The organism is Amycolatopsis cynarae (assembly GCF_026802195.1).
Lineage (GTDB): Bacteria > Actinomycetota > Actinomycetes > Mycobacteriales > Pseudonocardiaceae > Amycolatopsis_E > Amycolatopsis_E rhizosphaerae.
The window spans coordinates 1,550,467-1,570,596 of record NZ_CP113836.1 but is presented as its reverse complement, the minus strand read 5'-3'; the positions used below and the strand labels follow the sequence as shown (position 1 = coordinate 1,570,596).

Below are 20,130 nucleotides of genomic sequence, written 5' to 3'. Positions count from 1 at the left end.
TCCCGGCCCGGCGGTGCAATACCGTTGAGTCCATGGCCCGACGCACCAAGCTGATCGTCGCGCTCGCGCTGCTCGCCGCGTTCGTGGCGGCGGCGTTCACGCTGCCGATCCCCAGCCCGGCCCAGCTGCGGACGTGGGCGGGCGGCGGGCCGCTCACCGCCCTGCTGCTGCTGGGTGCCTATTCGGTGCTCACCGTGGCGCCGATCCCGCGCACGGTGTTCAACCTCGCCGCCGGACTGCTGCTCGGCGACGCCGCCGGCATCGCCGTCGCCATCACCGCGACCGCGATCTCCGGCGCGCTCGGGTTCGGCCTCGCCCGGCTGCTCGGCCGCGACCTGGTGAGCCGCCACCTGCAGCGCCGCTCGGTCCGCACGGTCAACAACCGCCTGGCCGACGGGGGCGTCCTCGCCATCACCTCGCTGCGCCTGATCCCGGTGGTTCCCTTCGCGCCGCTGGGGTACTGCTGCGGAATCCTCGACGTGCGCTGGCGGCCCTATCTGGTGGGCACGGTGCTCGGCAGCCTGCCCGGCACGGTCGCCGTCGTGGTACTCGGCGACGCGCTCACCGGAGGCACCCCTCCGGGCCTGCTCGCGTGCTACCTCGCGTTCGCGCTGGTGGGAACGCTCGGAATGATCAAGGTCGTGCGGGGGGCAGCTTACGACGGCGCCACGATCGCGACCGCTACACTCGTTCCGGTGCGCGAGGAGGGTATTCGCGCTCGGTCAAGCCAAGAAACGCAGGTAGTTTCCGAGGAGTAGCCGCCATCGACACCGGTCAGCTGATCGCAGGGCACTATCGCCTCGTCGAGCACATCGGCAGCGGCGCGATGGGCGTCGTCTGGCGTGCCGTGGACGAGCGCCTCGAACGTGCGGTGGCGGTGAAGCAGATCCTCGCCCAGCCAGGCATGTCCGAGGCCGAGCGCAACAGCATGCGCCAACGGGCGATGCGCGAGGCGAAGAACGCCGCGCGGCTCCAGCACCCCAACGCGATCGTCGTGTTCGACGTCGCCGAGCACGACGGCGATCCCTGCCTCGTGATGGAGTACCTGCCGTCGAAGAGCCTGTCCGCGGTCATCGCCGAGCACGGCACGCTGCCGCTGGGCCAGGTGGTCAAGATCGGTGAGCAGGTCGCCTCGGCGCTGGTCGCCGCGCACCGTGCCGGCATCGTGCACCGCGACATCAAGCCCGCCAACATCCTCATCGACGAGCACGGCACCGCCAAGATCACCGATTTCGGCATCTCGCGTGCCGCCGGTGACCTGACCCTGACCCAGACCGGGCTGATCGGCGGCACCCCGGCCTACCTCGCGCCGGAGCTGGCCCGGGGGTCCGATCCCGCACCCGCCTCGGACGTTTTCTCGCTCGGCGCGACGCTCTACCACGCGCTGGAGGGCCAGCCGCCTTACGGCAACAGCTCCAACCAGCTCGCGCTGCTCTACACGGCCGCCAACGGCCAGGTGATCCCGCCGCGCCAGTCCGGCAAGGCGACCGCGCTGCTGATGAGCCTGCTGCGGGGGGAGCCCGACGAGCGCCCCACGATGGCACAGGCGAAGGAAAGACTCGCCGCGTTGGCCGCCGGGGAACCGGAGGCCAACGCGGGAACCCTGGTTTCCCCGCCGGTGTACGGCGCCGGGCGCCAGCCCGCCGCCGTCCCCGTGGAGGTGCCGCCCCCGCCCGCCCCGGCCGAACGCCCGCCGTGGCAGCGCGTCGGCAACGGTGGCGGTGGCGGTGGCGTCTCCCCTGCCTTGCCGCCGCAGCGCTCCCCGCGGAACCCCACGGCGGCCTTCATCCCGCCACCGCGCCCGGCAAATCAGGCCCCGGCCGCCGATGCCAAGCGCAAGAAGATCCTGGCAGGTTCGGCCGTGGCGGCCGTCGCGGTCATCGTCGTGATCGTGGTGATCGTGTCCAACCTGAGCGGTTCCCCCACTGGCGGCGGCGCGCACCCGAACACCGCCACCCCCACCAAGCAGACCACCGCCCCGCAGTCCAGCGCGCCCAGCAGTGCCGCCTCGGCCGCTCTGGGCCAGACGCCCAACGCCGGCGGCTCCATCGACTACAGCCGGGCGGGCAACTTCGTCGACCAGTTCCTCTCCAACCTGCCCGGCGACGCCGCGTGGAACCTGCTCACGCCCGCCGCGCAGGCGGTGTACGGCAGCGAAGCCCACTTCCAGGCGTACTGGTCGGCCCACAAGCTGAGCTCTTGGGGCTCCATCACCGCCGACAAGGGGGGCAACAGCGACGGCTCGGTGGACATGTACACCAACATCCCCGGTGTCGGCCGGGTCGGCGGCTGGCGCGTGGTGAACACGTCCGAGGGCATGCGCATCGACGCCGACACCCGCATCGGTTGATGGCCTACCGTGGGGGTATGGCCGGAAACGAGCGCGACCCCCGGCTCGACGAGGACCTGATCGGGCTGGATCCGCACGATCCCGAGGTACAGGCGTTCGCCGCGCATCTGGACCGGATGCACCGGGCCGAGCCCGGGTTCACCGTCGAGGCCTCGCTGCACCGCGTAGCCGATTTCGCCGAGTCCAGCACCCGCGCGGGCGGGTTGCGCTGGTGGGTCGCGGCGATCGTGGTGGTGCTGATCGTGTTCGGCGTCGTGGTGGCGGGCTGGGACATCGTCCTCCGCGCTCTGCACTGGCTGGCACAGTGACGGGGCCGGGTAACCTGGCGGCATGAAACCTGTCACGGGTTCGACGCCCCGAGTGGTCAAGACCGAGCAGGAATGGCGGGAGCAGCTCGGCCCCGAGGAGTACGCGGTGCTCCGCCAGGCGGCCACGGAACGCCCGTTCACCGGCGAGTACACCGACACCAAGGCCGAGGGCGTCTACGAGTGCCGCGCCTGCGGCGCCGAACTGTTCCGCAGTGACACCAAGTTCGAAAGCCACTGCGGCTGGCCGTCGTTCTTCGACCCGGCCGATTCCGACGCCGTGATCCTGCGCGAAGACCACTCGATGGGGATGGCACGCGTCGAGGTGCTGTGCGCGTCCTGCCACAGCCACCTCGGCCACGTCTTCCGCGGCGAGGGCTACCCCACGCCGACCGACGAGCGGTACTGCATCAACTCGATCGCGCTCAGGCTGGTGCCGAAGAGCTGAACACCGGGGCGTCCGCCCCCGGCAGCGGGGAGCCGTGCGTCCAGTAGGGCATGGCGCCCGGCAGGATGCCCGGCACGCGCACGTGCGTGAGCGTGCCGAACCCGCTCTCGGTCTTCTCCAGCAGGCCCGTCACGTCCGGCTCGGCCGCGCCGCCCTCGGTGCGGCCGAGTTCGTCCAGCCACCGCCCGGTGCGGGCCAGGGAGAGCCGGGCTCGCAGGCTCGCCCCCTCCAGCGCACGGCGCCGCAGCCCGGTCATCGCCGCCGCGGCCGCCAGCCAGCCGGTGGCGTGGTCGAGCGCCTGCGCGGGCAGTGGCTCCGGCTTGTCGATCGCCGTTTCCGCCGCGATCCCGCTGGCCATCTGCACCAGGCTGTCGAAACCCCGGCGGCGCGCCCAGGGACCCTCCCAGCCGTAGGCGTCGAGTTCGACGAGCACGATGCCCGGGCTGGCCTGCGCCAGTTTCTCCGCGGTGAAACCCAGTCCGGCGAGCGCGCCCGGCCGGTAGGACTGCACGAACACGTCCGCCTCGGCGACCAGTTCCCACAACCGGTCGCGCCCCGCGGCCGTGCGCAGGTCGAGATGCGCCGACCGCTTGCCGAAACCGGTGTCCATCGCCAGCATCGGCAGGGTGGGCAGGTGGGCGGCGCCGATGTGCAGCACGTCCGCGCCGTGCGCGGACAGCACGCGCCCCGCGACCGGCCCGGCGATCACGTGGGTCAGTTCCAGCACCCGGACACCCCCGAGCGGCCTGTCCGAAGTGGACGGACGTGGCGGTCGTACCGGGGCGGGCCCGATCGCGGTGAACTCCGCCAGCGGCGCGGCGGCCAGCGCCTGCCCCTGCGGGTGCGCCAGCCACTGGGCGCGGCTGCGCATCGCCGCGGCGGCCCCTCCCTCGGCGATCACCGCCTCCTGGACGTCCCACGCGGTGCGGCGCGCGACCGCTTCCCCGACGGCCTCCCTGCTGTCCGGCACGTTCAGCGCCCGCCGGACCGCCTCACCGTGGTGCGGGTAGTTGCAGTGCAGCTTTACCCAGCCCTCGGCGGTCCGGTAGTCCCCGGACAGGCCCTGCCAGGCATCCGGGGGCAGCTCTCCGTCCACGCGCAGGTACCGCTCACTGCGGAACGCGGCCGCCGCGTGCCCGGTGTCCACCGACACCGGACCCAGTTCGCTCCCTTTCAGGCGAGCCAGTTCCGCGGCTGCCAGCGTCGCCGCCGCGATGCTCAGGGAGGCGGCCGCCGCGACCCGGAACGGCCCGGGCAGTACGTCCTCCCCGCCGGTGATCCCCACCGCCCCGGGGGCGGGGCGCTCGCCGGTCAGCGAGTGCCACAGGGCACCCAGCTCGGTCTCGAACACCCTGTTACGGGAGCGCCGCGATCAGCTCGGCGGGCTGCACCCTCGTGCCGGTGTAGAACGGGGTCTCCTCGCGCACGTGGCGCCGGGTCTCACTGCCGCGCAGGTGCCGCATGAGGTCCACGATCCGGTGCAGCTCGTCCGCTTCGAAGGCGAGCATCCACTCGTAGTCGCCCAGCGCGAACGAGGCCACCGTGTTGGCCCGCACGTCGGGGTAGTCCCGCGCCATGCGGCCGTGCTCGGCGAGCAGCTTGCGGCGCTCGTCGTCAGCCAGCAGGTACCACTCGTAGGAGCGCACGAACGGGTACACGCAGACGTACTTGCGGGGCTCTTCTTCGGCGAGGAAAGCCGGGATGTGGCTCTTGTTGAACTCCGCGGGCCGGTGCAGCGCGAACTGGCTCCACACCGGGGTGGACACCCGGCCCAGCGCGGTGCGGCGGAACCCGGTGTAGGCCGCCTGGACCTGCTCCGGCTCCTCGGCGTGCCACCAGATCATGTAGTCGGCGTCCGCCCGCAGACCGGACACGTCGTACACGCCGCGCACGACCACACCCTTGCCCTCCAGCGCCTCCAGGTACTCGGTGGTCTCCTGCGCGGCGGCGCCGCGGTCGTCGGGGAGCCTGCCGGGCTCGACCCGGAACACGGACCAGGCGGTGTAGCGGATGGTGTTGTTGAGCTCGGAATAGTTCAGGCGCGCCATGCCTCCATCTTGGCACTACTCAAGCGCGCGACGGCCCGGAGGTGATGCGGGTCGCGAGGTCGTCCACGGCACGTTCGGCGGTGGCGACACAGGCCGGAATCCCGACCCCGTGCAGCACCGCCCCGGCCACCGCCAGGCCCGGCACCCCGGCCACGGCGCGCTCGACGCGTGCCATCAGTTCCGTGTGCCCGACTCCGTACTGCGGCAAGCCGCCGTCCCACCGCACGACGTGGGTGTCGAGTGGTTCCGCGGTGATCCCGGCCAGTTCCGCGAGGTCGGCGCGGACGCGCCGCACCAGTTCCTCGTCGCTCACCGCGAGTGCCCCCGGTTCGCCGAACCGGCCCACCGAGCCGCGCACCAGCCGCACGTCGTCGCCGAGATGCCCCCATTTCCGGCTGGAGAAGGTGAAGGCCTTCGCCGCCACCGGGGTGCCGTCGCGGTACCGCTCCCCGGCGCCGATCAGGATGCCCGAGGCGTCCGGAAGTTCCGTGTCGCCGGGCAGGGCGAGGGCCACCACCGCCATCGAGGCGACCCGGACCTCGCCGAGCACCGCGGCCGCCTCGGGGGCGGCCTCGGCGAGCAGCGCGCTCGCCGCCGGCGCGGGCACGGCCAGTACGACGGCGTCCGCTTCCGTGATCTCGCCGTTCGCCAGCTCCAGACGCCAGCGGCCCTCCGGCAGCCGGTGCAGCGCGCGCACCGCGGTGTTCAGGCGGACATCGGGCTTGGCCAGCTCCACCAGCCGGTCGACCAGCGTGCCGAGACCACCGGTGAGCGTGGCGAACACCGGCTCACGGTTCTGCGGCGCCGACCGCGACGGGGTGGGCAGCAGCGATGCGGCCGCGGCGGTCAGCGAGCCCGCCCCGGCATCCAGTGCGGAGGCCAGTGCGGGCACCGTCGCCCGCAGACCGAGCCCGTCGGCTCCCCCGGCGTAGACCCCGCCCAGCAGCGGGTCCACCAGCCGGTCCACCAGTTCGTCACCGAAGCGGTCCCGCAGCAGCGCGCCGAGGTTCACGTCCCCGCCGCCGAGCGACACCGGCGGCAGCCCGGGCTCGGCCGCGACGCGGCGCAGCCCCTCCTCCGACAGCACTCCCGCGACCGCCTCCGCCGACCCCGGCACGCCCATCACGGTGCCCGAGGGCAGCCGGACGAGCCGTCCGCCCGCCCGGACGGTCGACTGGGCCCCGGTGGGATGGGTCAGCTGCCCGCCGAGCCCGGCTTCCGAAGCCAGTGCGGCCACCTCGGGGCGGCGGGCGAGGAAGGCCTCGGCACCCACGTCGTAGGAGTGGCCTGCCAGTTCCACGGTGCGCAGCTTGCCGCCGAGAGTGCCTGCCGATTCGAACACGGTGATGGCGGTGTCATTACCGCCATCACCGCCATCGCCGAACCTGCCGCGCAACCGGTACGCGGCGGTGATCCCGGAGATGCCCCCTCCGACGACGGCAATGTGCATCATGGCTCCAGTTCGTGCACCAGTTCGACGACCCTGGTCAGTACCGCGGGGTCGGTTCCCGGGGGCACCCCGTGCCCCAGGTTGAAGATGTGCCCGGCGGCGACGCGGCCCTCGGCCGCGATCCGGCGGACCTCCGCCTCGATCACCGGCCAGGGCGCGCCCAGCAGCGCGGGATCGAGGTTGCCTTGAACCGCCGGAGCCGGTTCGCCCGCCGCGGTCAGCCGTCGCACGGCCTCGTCCAGCGGGATCCGCCAGTCCACGCCGACCACGTCGGCGCCCGCGTCCCGCATTGCCGTCAGCAGTTCGCCGGTGCCCACGCCGAAGTGGATCCTCGGGACGTCGTAGTCCTCGATCCCGGAGAACACCTTCGCCGAGTGCGGCAGCACATATTCGCGGTACTCGCGCAGCGACAGCGCGCCCGCCCAGGAATCGAACAGCTGGACCGCGTCCACCCCGGCGTCCAGCTGCGCGCGCAGGAAGGCCAGTGCGAGATCCGCGAGCTTGCCCGCCAGCGCGTGCCACAGGTCCGGCTCGGAATGCATGAGCGCCTTGGTGTGCTCGAAGGTGCGGCTGGGCCCGCCCTCGATGAGGTAGGAGGCGAGCGTGAACGGCGCCCCCGCGAAGCCGATCAGCGGCGTCTCGCCCAGCCTGTCCACCAGCAGGCGCACACCGTCCGCCACCGCCGAAACCTGCTCCGGGTGCAGCGGCGGCAGGGCCGCCACGTCCTGCGCGGTGCGCACCGGCGAAGCCACCACCGGTCCGGTGCCCGGCACGATGTCGATGTCCACTCCCGCCGCGTACAGCGGCACCACGATGTCGCTGTACAGGATCGCCGCGTCCACCCCGTGGCGCCGCACCGGCTGCAGCGTGATCTCGGCCAGCATCTCCGGGTCGAAACAGGACTTGAGCATGGGCACGCCCTCGCGCAGCGCGCGGTACTCCGGCAGCGAACGGCCGGCCTGGCGCATGAACCAGACGGGAAGCCGGGACGGGCGGCCGCCGCGGGCGGCGACCAGGAGCGGGGCCTGCGCGAGGTCCCGCCGGGCCGGAGTCCGGCTGGGAATCCGGCTGGAGGAGGCGGTAGTAGGCATCGGCCCCATCGTGCCACGCGGCCCGCGGCCCCCTTTCCTCGGCGCGTCTACGTTCCCCGGTCGCCTTTCCGTCCTACAGTCGGCGCTGTGACCGCGATGACGCATGCGCCCGAGTTCTTCCGTGAAGCTGTCGCGGCGCTGCAAGCCGTCCGGCCGAGGCCGGAAGTGACCCTGGAGACCATCCGCGCGCCACAGCGGCTGGCTCCCTGGTCCTACGCACTGGGGTGCGAGGCCACCGGCCCCGCCGACGTGCTGGCCACCGGCAGGCTCGTGCTGCTGCACGACCCGGAGGGCCAGCAGGCGTGGCAGGGCGTGCTGCGCCTGGTGATCTACGTGCGCGCCGAACTCGACACCGAACTGGCCGCGGATCCGTTCCTGCCCGCCGTGGGCTGGTCCTGGCTCACCGACGCGCTGGAGTGCTCCGGTGCCCAGTTCAAGGCACTGGGCGGCACTGTGACCGAAACCTCCTCGGCCCGGTTCGGGGACATCTCCGGCCCGCCCCGGTCCGACGATCTGGAACTGCGCGCCTCGTGGACGCCGGCCGACCAGCATCTCGAACCGCACGGCGAGGCGTTCCTGCAGCTCATGTCCAGTGTGGCCGGGCTGCCGCCGGTCGGCGTCACCCTGTTCGAGCAGCGGCAGACCTCGTAGGCCGCCGCAGGAAGCGGGGAAGCACTCCTCTCCCCTGCCTTTCCGGCGACGTCAGGGGCAGCCCGCCTACCGGAGATAATCCGGAATCTGGAATAATCCTGATCGCGCCGCTCTGGACCACTCCATGTTGTCCCATGCCGCCCCATGCCTCGGGGGGCGAGGGATCGCCGGTGCCGCCTCGCCGAGGCGCCGTCAGCTCGGAAGGAGCGGGAATGACCGGCAGAACCGCCTCGCGCCGCCACGCCGCCGTGTCAAGCACTCCCGCCGAATTCGCCCGGCCGGCCCCGGCCGGGCCCGGCCTCCGCGCACGCCGGGCACCCGGTTCCGGCATCCGGGCCACCCGCCGGGCCCAGGCTTCCCACGATCCGCTGAACCGACTCCCCCGCTCGGTGGTCGCCCACTAGTTGGCGAACGCGCAGATGCACGAGGCGGATGCACGCGCATCCGTCAGACGTGAAAGTCTTTCTATCGTGCGCACTCCGCGGTCCGTTAGCCACCGGGCGTGTATTAGCCCGAATGTGCTACATGGAGAGCACTTTGTCGGTACCCGATCGGGATAGATACCGCTCGGATCGCCCCGCAAGTCCTCCCGGGCGGCTAGAGTGCTCCTTCGACGACACCACTTTCGGTCTAGAGCTGGCGCGGCTGATTGGCCGAAAGTCCCGGTGCCGGTCGGGGGGCACGACCGACTCCAGGGAGGTAGTGACGTGGCTGCCGTCGGCTTATCTCAGGCCGTCAGATCCACGCCAGCCGGCGCGTTGCCGGCGAGCATGGTTCCGCACCCGCGGGAAGAGCTGTTTTCCGTGCTGGTGGTCGATGACCACCCGTTACTGAGGGAGGCTATTGCCGCACGGCTCGCTCAGATGGGAGCGGGCACCGTTCACGAGGCTGCATCGGTAGCCGAGGCGAGAGCACGAGCGACCGCGACGGGTCCCTGTGACCTGGCGATCCTCGACCTCGGTCTGCCGGACGGTTCGGGCATCGAACTGGTCACGGAACTCCGTAGCCAGGGCTGGCCCCGGATCGTCGTGCTGGCCGCGTCGGACGACCCGTACGCCGTGCGCTCGGCCTTCCAGGCCGGTGCCCAGGCATATCTGCTCAAGTCGGCCTCGCCCATGGTGGTGACGGACGGCGTGCGCAGAGTGCTCGAGGGCGGCGTGTACGCCGACCCGAGCGTGGCACCGGTGCTGGCGACCGGCACGCGAGTGCCGGGCACGGACAACACGCCGCGGGAACTGTCCGCGCGCGAGGTGGAGGTGCTCCAGCTCGTGGCGGACGGCCAGTCCAACAAGGAAATCGGCGAGGAGCTCAGCCTCTCCGCGCTCACCGTCAAGTCGCACCTGTCCCGGATCGGGCGCAAGCTCGGCACCGGCGACCGGGCGCAGATGGTGGCGCTGGCGATGCGCGCGGGCGTCATCCGCTGACCGACACAGAGAACCCGGTGGGACGGGCGTACCCACATCGGTCCGCCCGTCCCGTAGGGTTTGTCTCCGTGGAAACCGCAGATCACGGCCTTGACGCCGCGGAGCAGCCGGTCGGCCCCATCCTGCTGAAGGAACCGGCCGACGGTACGCCACCGGTGGTGGCCGACCCCCTCGAACTCGAGCGCGCCTGTGAACGGCTCGCGGCGGGGACGGGGGCGATCGCGGTCGACACCGAACGGGCGTCGGGATACCGCTACTGGCCCAAGGCGTACCTGGTCCAGCTGCGCCGGGAGGGTGCGGGCACGGTGCTGATCGATCCGATCGCACTGGCCGGGGAACTCGACCCGCTGCGGCAGGCCGTCAACGGCCAGGAGTGGGTGCTGCACGCCGCCTCACAGGACCTGCCGTGCCTGGCCGAGCTCGAACTCGCCCCGGGCAGCCTGTTCGACACCGAACTGGCGGGCAGGCTGGCCGGTTACGAGCGCGTCGCCCTCGGCACGCTCGTCGAACTCCTGCTCGGGTACCAGCTCGAAAAGGGGCACAGCGCGGCCGACTGGTCGAAACGGCCCCTGCCGGTGGACTGGCTGAACTACGCCGCGCTCGACGTGGAACTGCTGGTTCCGCTGCGGGAGAAGCTCGAGGCGGAACTCGCCGTCCAGGGCAAGCTCGACTGGGCCCGCCAGGAGTTCGAGGCGGTCCGCAACGCGGGTCCGCCCGCGCCGCGCGCCGAGCCGTGGCGACGGACCTCGGGGATCCACAAGGTCCGCACCGCGCGCGGCCTGGCCGCCGTCCGTGCCCTGTGGGAGGCCCGTGACGAACTCGCGCGCAAACGGGACCGGGCACCGAGCCGCGTCCTGCCGGACAGCGCGATCGTCAACGCCGTCCTGGCCGAACCCCGCACCATCGCCGAACTGCAGGCGCTGCCCGTCTTCGGCGGGCGTGTCCAGCGGCGCTACACCGCGAACTGGTTCCGCCATCTCCAGGCCGCGCGCGCCCTGCCGCGCGAAGAGCTGCCGAACCCCTCACAGCCGAACGACGGGCCGCCCCCGCCGAACCGCTGGGCGGACAAGGATCCCGACGCCGCGGCCCGGCTGGCGGCGGCGAGGTCCGCGCTGAACGCCATCGCCGAGCACCACCGGCTGCCGGTGGAGAACCTGCTGCTGCCCGATCTGCTGCGGCGCACCTGCTGGCGCCCCCCGGAGGACCGCGGTACGGAGAGCGTCGCCGAGGTTCTGCGTGCCGGGGGCGCGCGTCCGTGGCAGGTGGAACTCACCGCCGCCGAACTCGCCAAGGCACTGCGCACCACCGCTTCCAGCTCCTGACCTTTCCGCCCGGGCGTCGCACTTTCCGTCGGAGTGCGACCCCTTCGAGTGCCCGGACGCCCGGAAAGGTGGCGTAACCCACTCGACAAGGCCACACCCCTGGTTACCCGCGGGTAACAAGGGCTATGGTGCGCTCGTACATCGTTCACGTCGGTGCGACGTCGCCCGGCCGCCCGTGGCCGTCACCGGCCACCCTTCCGGCCGGATCTCGCACCGTGCGGAGCGCGGGGCCGCCCGCGCGACAACAGAGTGGAGCAACCGTGGCCGCAACACCCCTAGCGCCGACCGCGCGGGCGGTGCGCACCGTGGCCTTCGTCGACGGGGTCCGGACCCCGTTCGGCAAGGCAGGCGACAAGGGCATCTACGCCGGCACCCGCGCCGACGATCTCGTGGTCAAGGTGATCAGGGAACTGCTGCGCAGGCACCCTGAGCTGCCGCCCGAGCGCATCGACGAGGTCGCCATCGCCGCCACCACGCAGATCGGCGACCAGGGCCTGACCATCGGCCGGACCGCCGCGCTGCTGGCCGGCCTCCCCCGGTCCGTGCCCGGTTTCGCGATCGACCGCATGTGCGCCGGCGCGATGACCGCGGTGACCTCGGTCGCCGGTGGCATCGGCATCGGCGCCTACGACATCGCCATCGCCGGCGGTGTCGAGCACATGGGCAGGCACCCGATGGGCGAGGGCGTCGACCCGAACCCGCGCATCGTCGCCGACAAGCTGGTCGACCCGACCGCCCTGGTCATGGGTCAGACCGCGGAGAACCTGCACGACCGGTTCCCGGCGATCACCAAGGAGCGCGCGGACGCCTACGCGGCGCAGAGCCAGGAGCGCTACGCCGAGGCCGTCAAGACCGGCAAGATCGGCCCCGAACTGGTGCCGGTCGCCATCCGCAACGCCGAGCTGGGCTGGGGCCTGGCCACCGAGGACGAGCCGCCGCGGCCGGGCACCACGGTCGAGCAGCTGGCCAAGCTCAAGACCCCGTTCCGCCCGCACGGCCGGGTCACCGCGGGCAACGCGGCCGGCCTCAACGACGGCGCGACCGGCGCGATCCTCGCCGACGAGGACACCGCTCGCGAGCTGGGCCTGCCCGTCGGCATGCGGCTGGTCGGCTACTCCTTCGCCGGTGTCGACCCCGAGATCATGGGCGTGGGCCCGGTGCCCGCGACCGAGAAGCTGCTCGCCCGCACCGGTCTGTCCATTTCGGACATCGGCCTGTTCGAGATCAACGAGGCCTTCGCGGTCCAGGTGCTGGCCTTCCTCGACCACTTCGGCATCGACGCCGCGGACCCGCGGGTCAACCCGTGGGGCGGCGCCATCGCCTGCGGTCACCCGCTCGCCTCGTCCGGTGTGCGGCTGATGACCCAGCTGTCGCGCCAGTTCGCCGAGCGGCCCGACGTCCGCTACGGCCTCACCACCATGTGCATCGGACTCGGCATGGGCGGCACCGTGATCTGGGAGAACCCTGCCTACGACGGGAGCAAGAAGTGACCTTCACAGCTGAACAGGCCAAGGCCGCGTTCCCGAACGAGGTGGTGACCAGGGCGGTCACCCGGCTGGTGAACGTTCCCGGGCTCGACAAGCCCGTCGCGCTGATCACGCTCGACAACGGGCACGACCACACCCGGCCCTCCACCTTCGGCCCGCAGGGGCTGGTCAGCCTCGGCTCCGCGCTGGACGAGGCGTTCGCCGCCGGGCCCGCCGCGATCGCGGTGACCGGCAAGCCGTTCATCTTCGCCGTGGGCGCCGATCTCTCCGGGGTCGAGGCGGTCTCCGACCCGGCGCTGGCACGTGAGATCGCCGAGACCGGGCACGCGGTGTTCCGCCGTCTGACCGACTCGGAGATCCCGACCTTCGCCTTCGTCAACGGCGCGGTCATGGGCGGCGGGCTCGAACTCGCGCTGTCCTGCCACTACCGCACGCTTTCGGAGAACACCGCGGCCATCGCGTTCCCCGAGGTCTTCCTCGGTCTGTTCCCGGGCTGGGGCGGCACGCAGCTGCTGCCGAACCTGATCGGCCCGGACGCCGCGGTCACGGTGATCGTGGAAAACGCGTTGAACCAGAACAAGATGCTGAACGTGGCCAAGACGGCCGAGCTCGGCATCGTCGACGCGGTCTTCGGGTCGGCGGACTTCCTCGAGCAGTCGCTGCTGTGGCTGGCCAAGGTCGTCCGCGGCGAGCTCACCCCGGCCCGCCGCGAGATCGACCGCGGCGAGGCGTGGGACGCCGCCATCGCCCGCGCCCGGTCCATTGTGGATGGCAAGACGCACGGCGCGTCCCCGGGCGCGACCAAGGCCGTCGAACTGCTGGAGCTGGCGCGCACCGCCGACCTCACCACCGGCTACGCGGCCGAGACCGAGGCGCTCGCGGAACTGCTGATGAGCGACACGCTGCGCGCGGGCCTGTACTCGTTCAACCTGGTGAACAAGCGCGCCAAGCGCCCCGCGGGCGCGCCGGACAGGTCGCTGGCCCGCAAGGTCACCAAGGTCGGCGTCGTCGGCGCCGGGCTGATGGCCAGCCAGCTGGCGCTGCTGTTCGTGCGGCGGCTCAAGGTTCCGGTGGTCCTCACCGACGTGGACCAGGAGCGCATCGACAAGGGTGTGTCCTATGTGCACGCCGAGATCGACAAGCTGCTGAGCAAGGGCAGGCTCTCGCCCGACGCGGCGAACCGGCTCAAGGCGCTGGTCACCGGTTCGCTCGACAAGGCCGCCTTCGCCGACGCCGACTTCGTGATCGAGGCCGTGTTCGAGGAGATGGGCGTCAAGCAGCAGGTCTTCGGCGACCTCGAGCAGTACGTCTCGCCCGAAGCCATCCTCGCCACGAACACCTCGTCGCTGTCGGTGTCGGAGATGGCGTCGAAGCTGCAGCACCCGGAACGCGTGGTCGGCTTCCACTTCTTCAACCCGGTGGCCGTGCTGCCGCTGCTGGAGATCGTGCGCGGCGAGCAGACCGACGACGCCGCGCTGGCGACCGCGTTCGCGCTCGGCAAGCAGCTGAAGAAGTCCTGCGTGCTGGTCAAGGACGCGCCCGCGTTCGTGGTGAACCGGCTGCTGCTGCGCTTCCTCGGCGAGGTGCTCAACGCGGTCGACGAGGGCACGCCGTTCGAGGTGGCCGACCGCGCGCTGGAGCCGCTCGGCCTGCCGATGTCGCCGCTGGTGCTCATGCAGCTGGTCGGCCCGGCCATCGCGCTGCACGTCGGCGAGACCCTGCACGGGGCCTTCCCGGACCGCTTCAAGGTGAGCGGGAACCTCAAGAAGTTCGTCGAGGCGGGCAAGCGCGCCGTCTGGCAGTGGGACTCGGCGGGCAACCAGGTGGTCGACCCCGAGGTCGCCGCGCTGTGGCAGCTGGGTGACCGGCCGTCCACCGAGGAAGAGGTGCGCGAGCGGGCGCTCGCCGCGATCGCCCAGGAGATCAGGATCATGCTCGACGAGGGCGTGGTCGCCGAGGCGCAGGACATCGACCTGTGCATGCTCCTCGGTGCCGGCTGGCCGTTCTGGCTCGGCGGCATCACGCCCTACCTCGACCGTGAGGGCGTGTCGGCCAGGGTCAACGGCAAGGCGTTCCTGGCCCCGGGTGTCGCCTCCGTCCCGGCGTAACCCGGCTCAGCCGACGGGGCCCCTCACCACACCCGGTGAGGGGCCCCTTCCCGTCTCGCTGTGTCTCACGCTCGTGCGCTTGTGTCCCACCCTCAGCGCCGCGAGCGTGGGACTCGGGCGCCTGAAGGTGGGACACAAGCGCGTGAAGGTGGGACTCGGGCGGTCAGGCGGCGGGGAGGACGACGGTGACGGAGAGGCCGCCGCCGACCACGGGTTCCGCGGTGACCCTGCCGCCGTGGGCCTCCACCGCGGCCCGCACGATGGACAGGCCGAGCCCGGCCCCGGACCGGGCCGTCCGGGCCACTCCGGCCCGGCGGAACGGTTCGAACAGCTCGGCCACGGTCGCCGGATCGATCAGCCCGCCGGACGAGCGCACGCGCAGCATCGACCAGCCTTCGCCCGGCTGCGTCACCACCTCGATCCAGCCCGAGTCCACGTTGTGCCGGACCGCGTTCTCCAGCAAGTTGCCCGCGATGCGCTCCAGCAGCGCCGGATCCCCCCGCACCGGCGTCGGCGCGGTGTCGAACTTCGTCCGGATCCCCCGCTGCTCGGCCTCGCCCCGTGCGGCCCGCCACGCACTGGACACCAGCACCGCCAGATCCGTCGGCTCGTTCACCATCAGCCCGGCACCGTCGGTGCGGGCGAGCAGCAGCAGCGAACCGACGAGATTGCCCGCCCGCTCGGTCGCATCGCGCACCACGGCGGCCATCCGGCGCAGCTCCGCCACATCGGCATCGGGGTCCGACAGTGTCACATCCAGCTCGGTGCGGATCACCGACAGCGGGGTCCGCAGCTCATGACTGGCATTGGCGACGAAATGGCGCTGCGCCTCGAACGCCGCCTGCAACCGGTCGAGCATCGCGTCGAAGGTGTGCGCGAGCTCGGCCAGCTCGCCCCTGGACTTCACCTCGCCGATGCGCTCGCCCAGCGACTCCACCGACAACCGCCGGGCGGTGCCGGTGATCTCCCGCAGCGGCCGCAGCACGCGCGAGGTGAACGTCCACGCCAGGATCGCGGTGGCCAGCACGACGCAGCAGAACGCGATCGACCCCGCCAGCAGCACCTTGTCCCGCGCGTGCTCCCGCAGGTGCGCCGCCAGCGCCGCGGCGTCCACGTCCACCCCGTCGGCACGGACCGTCGTCCCCGGCGGCAGCTGCGGGAAGGCCGCGACCGCGTCCCCGACCAGCATCCAGGCCAGCCAGAGCAGCACGAGGCTCACCCCGGCGGCCAGGCCCGTCGACAGCAGCGTGATCCGCGCGCGCAGGCTGTTCGCCGGCAGCAGTCCGGCGGCCCGCCTCACCCGTCCACAGGACCGGCGTTCGGTACCCGGTATCCCGATCCCACCACGGTCTCAATGATTCCAGGCTCGCCGAGCTTCTTGCGCAGGGTCATCACCGTCACCCGGACCGTCGTGGTGAACGGGTCCGCGTTCTCGTCCCACACCCGCTCCAGCAACTCCTCGCTGCTCACCACCGCGCCCTTCGCGGCGAGCAGCACCTCGAGCACGCCGAACTCCTTGCGGGTCAGCTCGATCGGGCCACCGGCCCGCCGCACCGTCCGGCGTGCCGGGTCGAGCTCGACGTCACCCGCGGTCAGCAGCGGCGGCGCGGCCGGGGTGGCCCGGCGGCCGAGCGCCCGCACCCGCGCGACCAGTTCGGGGAAGGCGAAGGGCTTGGCCAGGTAATCGTCGGCGCCCAGGGAAAGCCCCTCGACGCGGTCGGACACGGTGCCACTGGCGGTGAGCATCAGGACCCTGGTGAGCTCGCCGGAGGCCACGATCTGCTTGCACAGGTCGTCGCCGGACATACCGGGCAGGTCTCGGTCCAGCAGCACCACGTCGTACCGGGTGATGCTGGCCTTCTCGTGCCCCTCGTCCCCGTTGAGCGCGATATCGACGGCCATGCCCTCCCGGCGCAGGCCACGGGCGATCGCTTCCGCGAGGGGTTCTTCGTCCTCGACTACCAGAATCCGCACGTCAACCACCGTGCCACAGTTTCCTGAGAAGCACCTGTACGCCACGCGCCGGGGCATGTCCCCTATTCGGCCGCCTCCGGCTGACGCTCCCGCAGCAGGTTCGCCGTCCATTCGGTGACCTTGCGCGCCACGTCCTGGGCGGTCAGCCCGACACGTCCCAGCACCTCCTCGCGGGAACCGTGCTCGTGGAACTGCTGCGGCACCGCCAGATCCCGCAGCGGCACATCGCACTCGGCGTCGCGCAGCAGTGCACTCAAGGCGGAGCCGAAGCCACCGTGACGGCCGCTGTCCTCCACGGTCACCACCAGACTGTGCCGGCGCGCCAGCGCGACCAACTCGGCCGGAACCGGCACCACCCAGCGCGGGTCCACCACGGTGACCCCGATGCCCTGGTCGGCCAGGCGTTCCGCGGCCGCGAGCCCGAGCCCGGCGAACGCGCCGACCACGACGAGCAGCACGTCCTGCTCGGCCTCCTCCGCGGGCTTGGCCAGCACGTCGACCACACCGATCCGCTCGACGGCGGGCACCGACTCGACCACGCTGCCCTTCGAGTAGCGCAGCGCCGTCGGGCCGTCGGACACCGCCAGCGCCTCGCGCAGTTCCTCCCGCAGGGTGGCCGCGTCCCGCGGGGCCGCCACGCGCATCCCGGGCACCATGCCCAGCAGCGACAGATCCCACATGCCGTGGTGGCTGGGCCCGTCCGGACCGGTGATGCCCGCTCGGTCGAGCACCAGCGTGACCGGCTGCCGGTGCAGCGCCACGTCCATCAGCACCTGGTCGAAGGCCCGGTTGAGGAAGGTGGAGTAGACCGCGACGACCGGGTGCAGCCCGCCCATGGCCAGTCCGGCGGCCGACGTCACCGCGTGCTGCTCGGCGATGCCCACGTCGAACCAGCGGTCCGGGAAACGGTCGGCGAACTTGCCGAGGCCCGTGGAACGCAGCATGGCGGCGGTGATCGCGACCACGTCGGGCCGCTCGGCACCGATCTCGGCCAGCTCGTCGCCGAAGACGTCGGTCCAGCTGCGGCCCTTGGGCCTGGGCAGCCCGGTGTCCGGATCGATGGGATCGGTCTGGTGCATCTGGTCGGCTTCGTGGTTGACCGCGGGCGGATAGCCGTGGCCCTTCTCGGTGACCGCGTGCACCACGACCGGACCGCCGAAGGCCTTCGCCGACTGCAGGGCCCGTTCCAGCGCGACCAGGTCGTGCCCGTCGACCGGGCCGAGGTACTTCAGGCCGAGGTCGGAGAACATCATCTGCGGGCTGAGCGCGTCCTTGATGCCCGCCTTCGCCGCGTGCAGCGCGGCGTAGATCGGCTTGCCCACCACGGGGGTGTGCAGCAGCAGCTCGCGGCCGCCGTCGAGCACGCGCTCGTACCCGGGCTGCAGTCGCAGCGACGCCAGGTGCTCGGCGAAACCGCCGATGGTCGGCGAGTAGGACCGGCCGTTGTCGTTGACCACGATCACCACGGGACGGCCCGGTTCGGCCGCGATGTTGTTGAGCGCCTCCCAGCACATGCCGCCGGTGAGCGCACCGTCGCCGACCACGGCCACGGTGTGCCTGCCGCCCCCGGCCAGCTCGAACGCCTTGGACAGGCCGTCCACATAGGACAGCGCGGTGGAGGCGTGGCTGTTCTCGACGAAGTCGTGCTCGCTCTCGGCCCGGATCGGGTAGCCCGCGACCCCGCCGGTCTGCCGCAGGAGGTCGAAGCCCTCACGGCGACCGGTGACGATCTTGTGCACGTAGCTCTGGTGACCGACGTCGAAGACGATCGCGTCCCGCGGCGAGTCGAACACGCGGTGCAGCGCGATGGTCAGCTCGACCACACCCAGGTTCGGCCCGAGGTGCCCGCCGGCGCGCCGGACCTTGTCGATGAGAAAGTCGCGGATCTCCCCCGCCAGCTGCTCGAGCTGGCTCAGCCTCATGCGCTTGAGATCGGCCGGCCCGTGCACGGACTCCAGCAAAGTCACTTTCCACCTCACCCTGTCGATCCGGGACCGTCCGCTCAGTCTACGGAGAAGCGAAACGGGCTCGCCGCTCCGCGCGGTGTGCGTCACTGGAGCGAAAACGGTCCGCTCGTTCACCCACCGTAGCGCCAGTGGGCGGCGGCAGGTGCGCCCGGCAGGGGCACGGACCCGCACGCCCTGTTCCGCGGACCGTCCACAACGGAGGGTCACGGCCGCGGCCCCACCGCGCGCCGTTCGACGGTCAGCCTGGCCCGCTCGGCGGCCGCACGCCCGGCCTGCCATCCGCCGGCGTCGCTGCCCGCGGCATACCGGCGCGTGCGAACCTCGGGGAACAGCTCGCGGAACAGCTCGTCGACCTCCTCCTCGCGCCGGGCGAGCACCGGCAGCAGGCGCTCGTCGGCCACCTGCTCCAGGCACCGCCGGTCGGTCTCGGTCAGGCGCTCCCGGATGCGTTCGGCGTAGGCCAGCAGGAACGAATGCCGGAACGAGCGGGTGCGCGAGCGCCCGTCCCGGTGCGTGTGCCTGCCTGCCGCCAGCATCGCCTCCGTCGCCTGCACCAGCAGCGAGGTCGCCAGCAACTCGACGATGTCCAGGTCGGTCTCGTGCCCCACCACCACGACGAAACCCAGCCCCGGGTAGACCACCGAACGGCACCGGTTCGCCGACGCCACCGCCATGACCAGGGCCGACTTCGCCGTCAGGTACGGATCCTCCAGCCACAACCGCCGCGCCGAGCCCGTCCGCCCCGGGCCGGAATCGACCAGGGCCCGCTCGAAGGAGTAGCGGCTCATCAGTTCCTGCGCCTTGGCCGAAAGCGCCTCGGCCTCCTCCGGGAACGATGTCGACTCCGCCTTGGCCAGCAGGGCGCGAACACGGGCCAGCATCTTCTCGTTCACTCCCGTCCCCGGCCGCGCGGGCGCGGGCGGATCGGGCAGCGCGGGCAACAGCGCGACCGACCCCAGCGCCCGCATCACCTGCACCAGGGTGTCCCGCCTGCCGACCCCCTCCCGGGCCGCCCACTGGCTCACTCGCGGCTCCTCCGGCCGCCACCAGACGGAGGAGCCGAGCCGGTCGAGCTGGTCCCGCCACGATGGCGGTACGGCCGCCGACGGCCGTGAAGCCAGCTCGGCCGCGATCGCGTCCGCCACCAGCCCGGCCACCCGCGCGTCCTCCCGGCGCAGTGCCATCCGGTGCAGGTCGCAGGGCCGCCAGCCCCGGCCGAGCGGGTCGGCCACGGCTTCGGCCAGCGCCACGTCGGCCGCGAGGTCCACCCGGCGCGGCTCCCCGGCGGAACCGGGACCGGCCAGCACGTCGGCCACCCTCGCCCGCGCTGGATCCCCGAAACCGCCGGACTTCAGGGCAGCCGTGATCTCCCTCAGTTCCCACATGGGCCGCTACCGCCCGCCGCCGAAGGCGGACAGCCGTGTTCCGGTGACCGCCGCGGCCGCGCGGTCGAAGCTCTCCAGGCTCATACCGGGCATCCTGCCCCGGGGCACCGACACTTTCGC

Annotated in this window: 18 protein-coding genes; 10 read left to right on the top strand and 8 right to left on the bottom strand. The window is 72.1% G+C overall.

Translation table 11 applies throughout. The annotated features are described in order from the left end of the window. Nucleotides 1-32: 32 nt before the first annotated feature. The 4 genes from ORV05_RS07700 to msrB all read left to right on the top strand — a co-directional run bounded on the left by ORV05_RS07700 (nt 33) and on the right by msrB (nt 3,103). Entirely contained in the window at nt 33-758 is a 726-nt protein-coding gene (locus ORV05_RS07700; protein WP_268757749.1) for a TVP38/TMEM64 family protein, read from the top strand. A 68-nt stretch (nt 759-826) separates the two neighbouring features. Further along, complete coding sequence (locus ORV05_RS07695; protein WP_268757748.1) at nt 827-2,350, top strand: serine/threonine-protein kinase; 1,524 nt, start codon at nt 827-829, stop codon at nt 2,348-2,350. Next, nucleotides 2,350-2,658 (top strand): hypothetical protein, encoded by a 309-nt coding sequence (locus tag ORV05_RS07690; protein WP_407652714.1) that lies wholly within the window; start codon nt 2,350-2,352, stop codon nt 2,656-2,658. The genes ORV05_RS07695 and ORV05_RS07690 overlap by 1 nt, the downstream gene beginning before the upstream one ends. Nucleotides 2,659-2,680: 22 nt before the next feature. Then, nucleotides 2,681-3,103, top strand: coding sequence for a peptide-methionine (R)-S-oxide reductase MsrB (gene msrB / locus ORV05_RS07685; RefSeq protein WP_268757746.1), 423 nt, complete (start codon nt 2,681-2,683; stop codon nt 3,101-3,103). On the opposite strand, the gene ORV05_RS07680 is transcribed toward msrB, so the two are convergent. Genes ORV05_RS07680 through hemE form a run of 4 tightly spaced genes read right to left on the bottom strand, consistent with a single transcriptional unit; the run spans nt 3,081 to nt 7,692 of the window. Next, nucleotides 3,081-4,454: a CoA transferase gene (locus ORV05_RS07680; protein WP_268757745.1), complete on the bottom strand. Its 1,374-nt coding sequence runs from the start codon at nt 4,452-4,454 to the stop codon at nt 3,081-3,083. The genes msrB and ORV05_RS07680 overlap by 23 nt on opposite strands. A gap of 4 nt (nt 4,455-4,458) precedes the next feature. After that, on the bottom strand, nt 4,459-5,151 hold the full coding sequence (gene hemQ, locus ORV05_RS07675; RefSeq protein WP_268757744.1) for a hydrogen peroxide-dependent heme synthase: 693 nt from the start codon (nt 5,149-5,151) through the stop codon (nt 4,459-4,461). Between the two features lie 19 nt (nt 5,152-5,170). Continuing rightward, nucleotides 5,171-6,604, bottom strand: a complete 1,434-nt coding sequence (gene hemG, locus ORV05_RS07670; protein WP_268757743.1) for a protoporphyrinogen oxidase — start codon at nt 6,602-6,604, stop codon at nt 5,171-5,173. Next, a complete protein-coding gene (hemE, locus tag ORV05_RS07665; RefSeq protein ID WP_268757742.1) occupies nt 6,601-7,692 on the bottom strand; it encodes a uroporphyrinogen decarboxylase in 1,092 nt (363 codons plus the stop codon). The genes hemG and hemE overlap by 4 nt, the downstream gene beginning before the upstream one ends. 87 nt (nt 7,693-7,779) lie before the next feature. On the opposite strand from hemE, the gene ORV05_RS07660 reads away from it, so the two are divergent. From ORV05_RS07660 to ORV05_RS07635, 6 genes are all read left to right on the top strand, one after another. Then, a complete protein-coding gene (locus ORV05_RS07660; protein WP_268757741.1) occupies nt 7,780-8,343 on the top strand; it encodes a DUF3000 domain-containing protein in 564 nt (187 codons plus the stop codon). A 212-nt stretch (nt 8,344-8,555) separates the two neighbouring features. After that, nucleotides 8,556-8,747 carry a hypothetical protein gene (locus ORV05_RS07655; RefSeq protein ID WP_268757740.1) on the top strand — a complete coding sequence of 64 codons (192 nt, stop codon included), beginning with the start codon at nt 8,556-8,558 and terminating at the stop codon, nt 8,745-8,747. Between the two features lie 303 nt (nt 8,748-9,050). Continuing rightward, nucleotides 9,051-9,767: a response regulator gene (locus ORV05_RS07650; protein WP_144590010.1), complete on the top strand. Its 717-nt coding sequence runs from the start codon at nt 9,051-9,053 to the stop codon at nt 9,765-9,767. Between the two features lie 68 nt (nt 9,768-9,835). Beyond that, the gene (locus tag ORV05_RS07645; protein WP_268757739.1) at nt 9,836-11,089 is read left to right on the top strand and encodes a ribonuclease D; all 1,254 of its coding nucleotides are present in this window, start codon (nt 9,836-9,838) and stop codon (nt 11,087-11,089) included. 296 nt (nt 11,090-11,385) lie between these two features. Next, nucleotides 11,386-12,579, top strand: a complete 1,194-nt coding sequence (locus ORV05_RS07640; RefSeq protein WP_268759732.1) for a thiolase family protein — start codon at nt 11,386-11,388, stop codon at nt 12,577-12,579. After that, nucleotides 12,576-14,684 (top strand): 3-hydroxyacyl-CoA dehydrogenase NAD-binding domain-containing protein, encoded by a 2,109-nt coding sequence (locus tag ORV05_RS07635; RefSeq protein WP_268757738.1) that lies wholly within the window; start codon nt 12,576-12,578, stop codon nt 14,682-14,684. The genes ORV05_RS07640 and ORV05_RS07635 overlap by 4 nt, the downstream gene beginning before the upstream one ends. A gap of 163 nt (nt 14,685-14,847) precedes the next feature. Here ORV05_RS07635 and ORV05_RS07630 read toward each other — a convergent pair whose 3' ends face one another. The 4 genes from ORV05_RS07630 to ORV05_RS07615 all read right to left on the bottom strand — a co-directional run bounded on the left by ORV05_RS07630 (nt 14,848) and on the right by ORV05_RS07615 (nt 20,010). Beyond that, nucleotides 14,848-15,984 (bottom strand): sensor histidine kinase, encoded by a 1,137-nt coding sequence (locus ORV05_RS07630; RefSeq protein ID WP_268757737.1) that lies wholly within the window; start codon nt 15,982-15,984, stop codon nt 14,848-14,850. Further along, nucleotides 15,981-16,658, bottom strand: a complete 678-nt coding sequence (locus ORV05_RS07625; RefSeq protein WP_186382847.1) for a response regulator transcription factor — start codon at nt 16,656-16,658, stop codon at nt 15,981-15,983. Before ORV05_RS07625 ends, ORV05_RS07630 begins: the two co-directional genes overlap by 4 nt. Nucleotides 16,659-16,720: 62 nt before the next feature. Continuing rightward, nucleotides 16,721-18,625, bottom strand: coding sequence for a 1-deoxy-D-xylulose-5-phosphate synthase (gene dxs / locus ORV05_RS07620; protein WP_268757736.1), 1,905 nt, complete (start codon nt 18,623-18,625; stop codon nt 16,721-16,723). Between the two features lie 203 nt (nt 18,626-18,828). Continuing rightward, the gene (locus ORV05_RS07615) at nt 18,829-20,010 is read right to left on the bottom strand and encodes a DUF2786 domain-containing protein (protein ID WP_268757735.1); all 1,182 of its coding nucleotides are present in this window, start codon (nt 20,008-20,010) and stop codon (nt 18,829-18,831) included. Between the last annotated feature and the right edge of the window lie 120 nt (nt 20,011-20,130).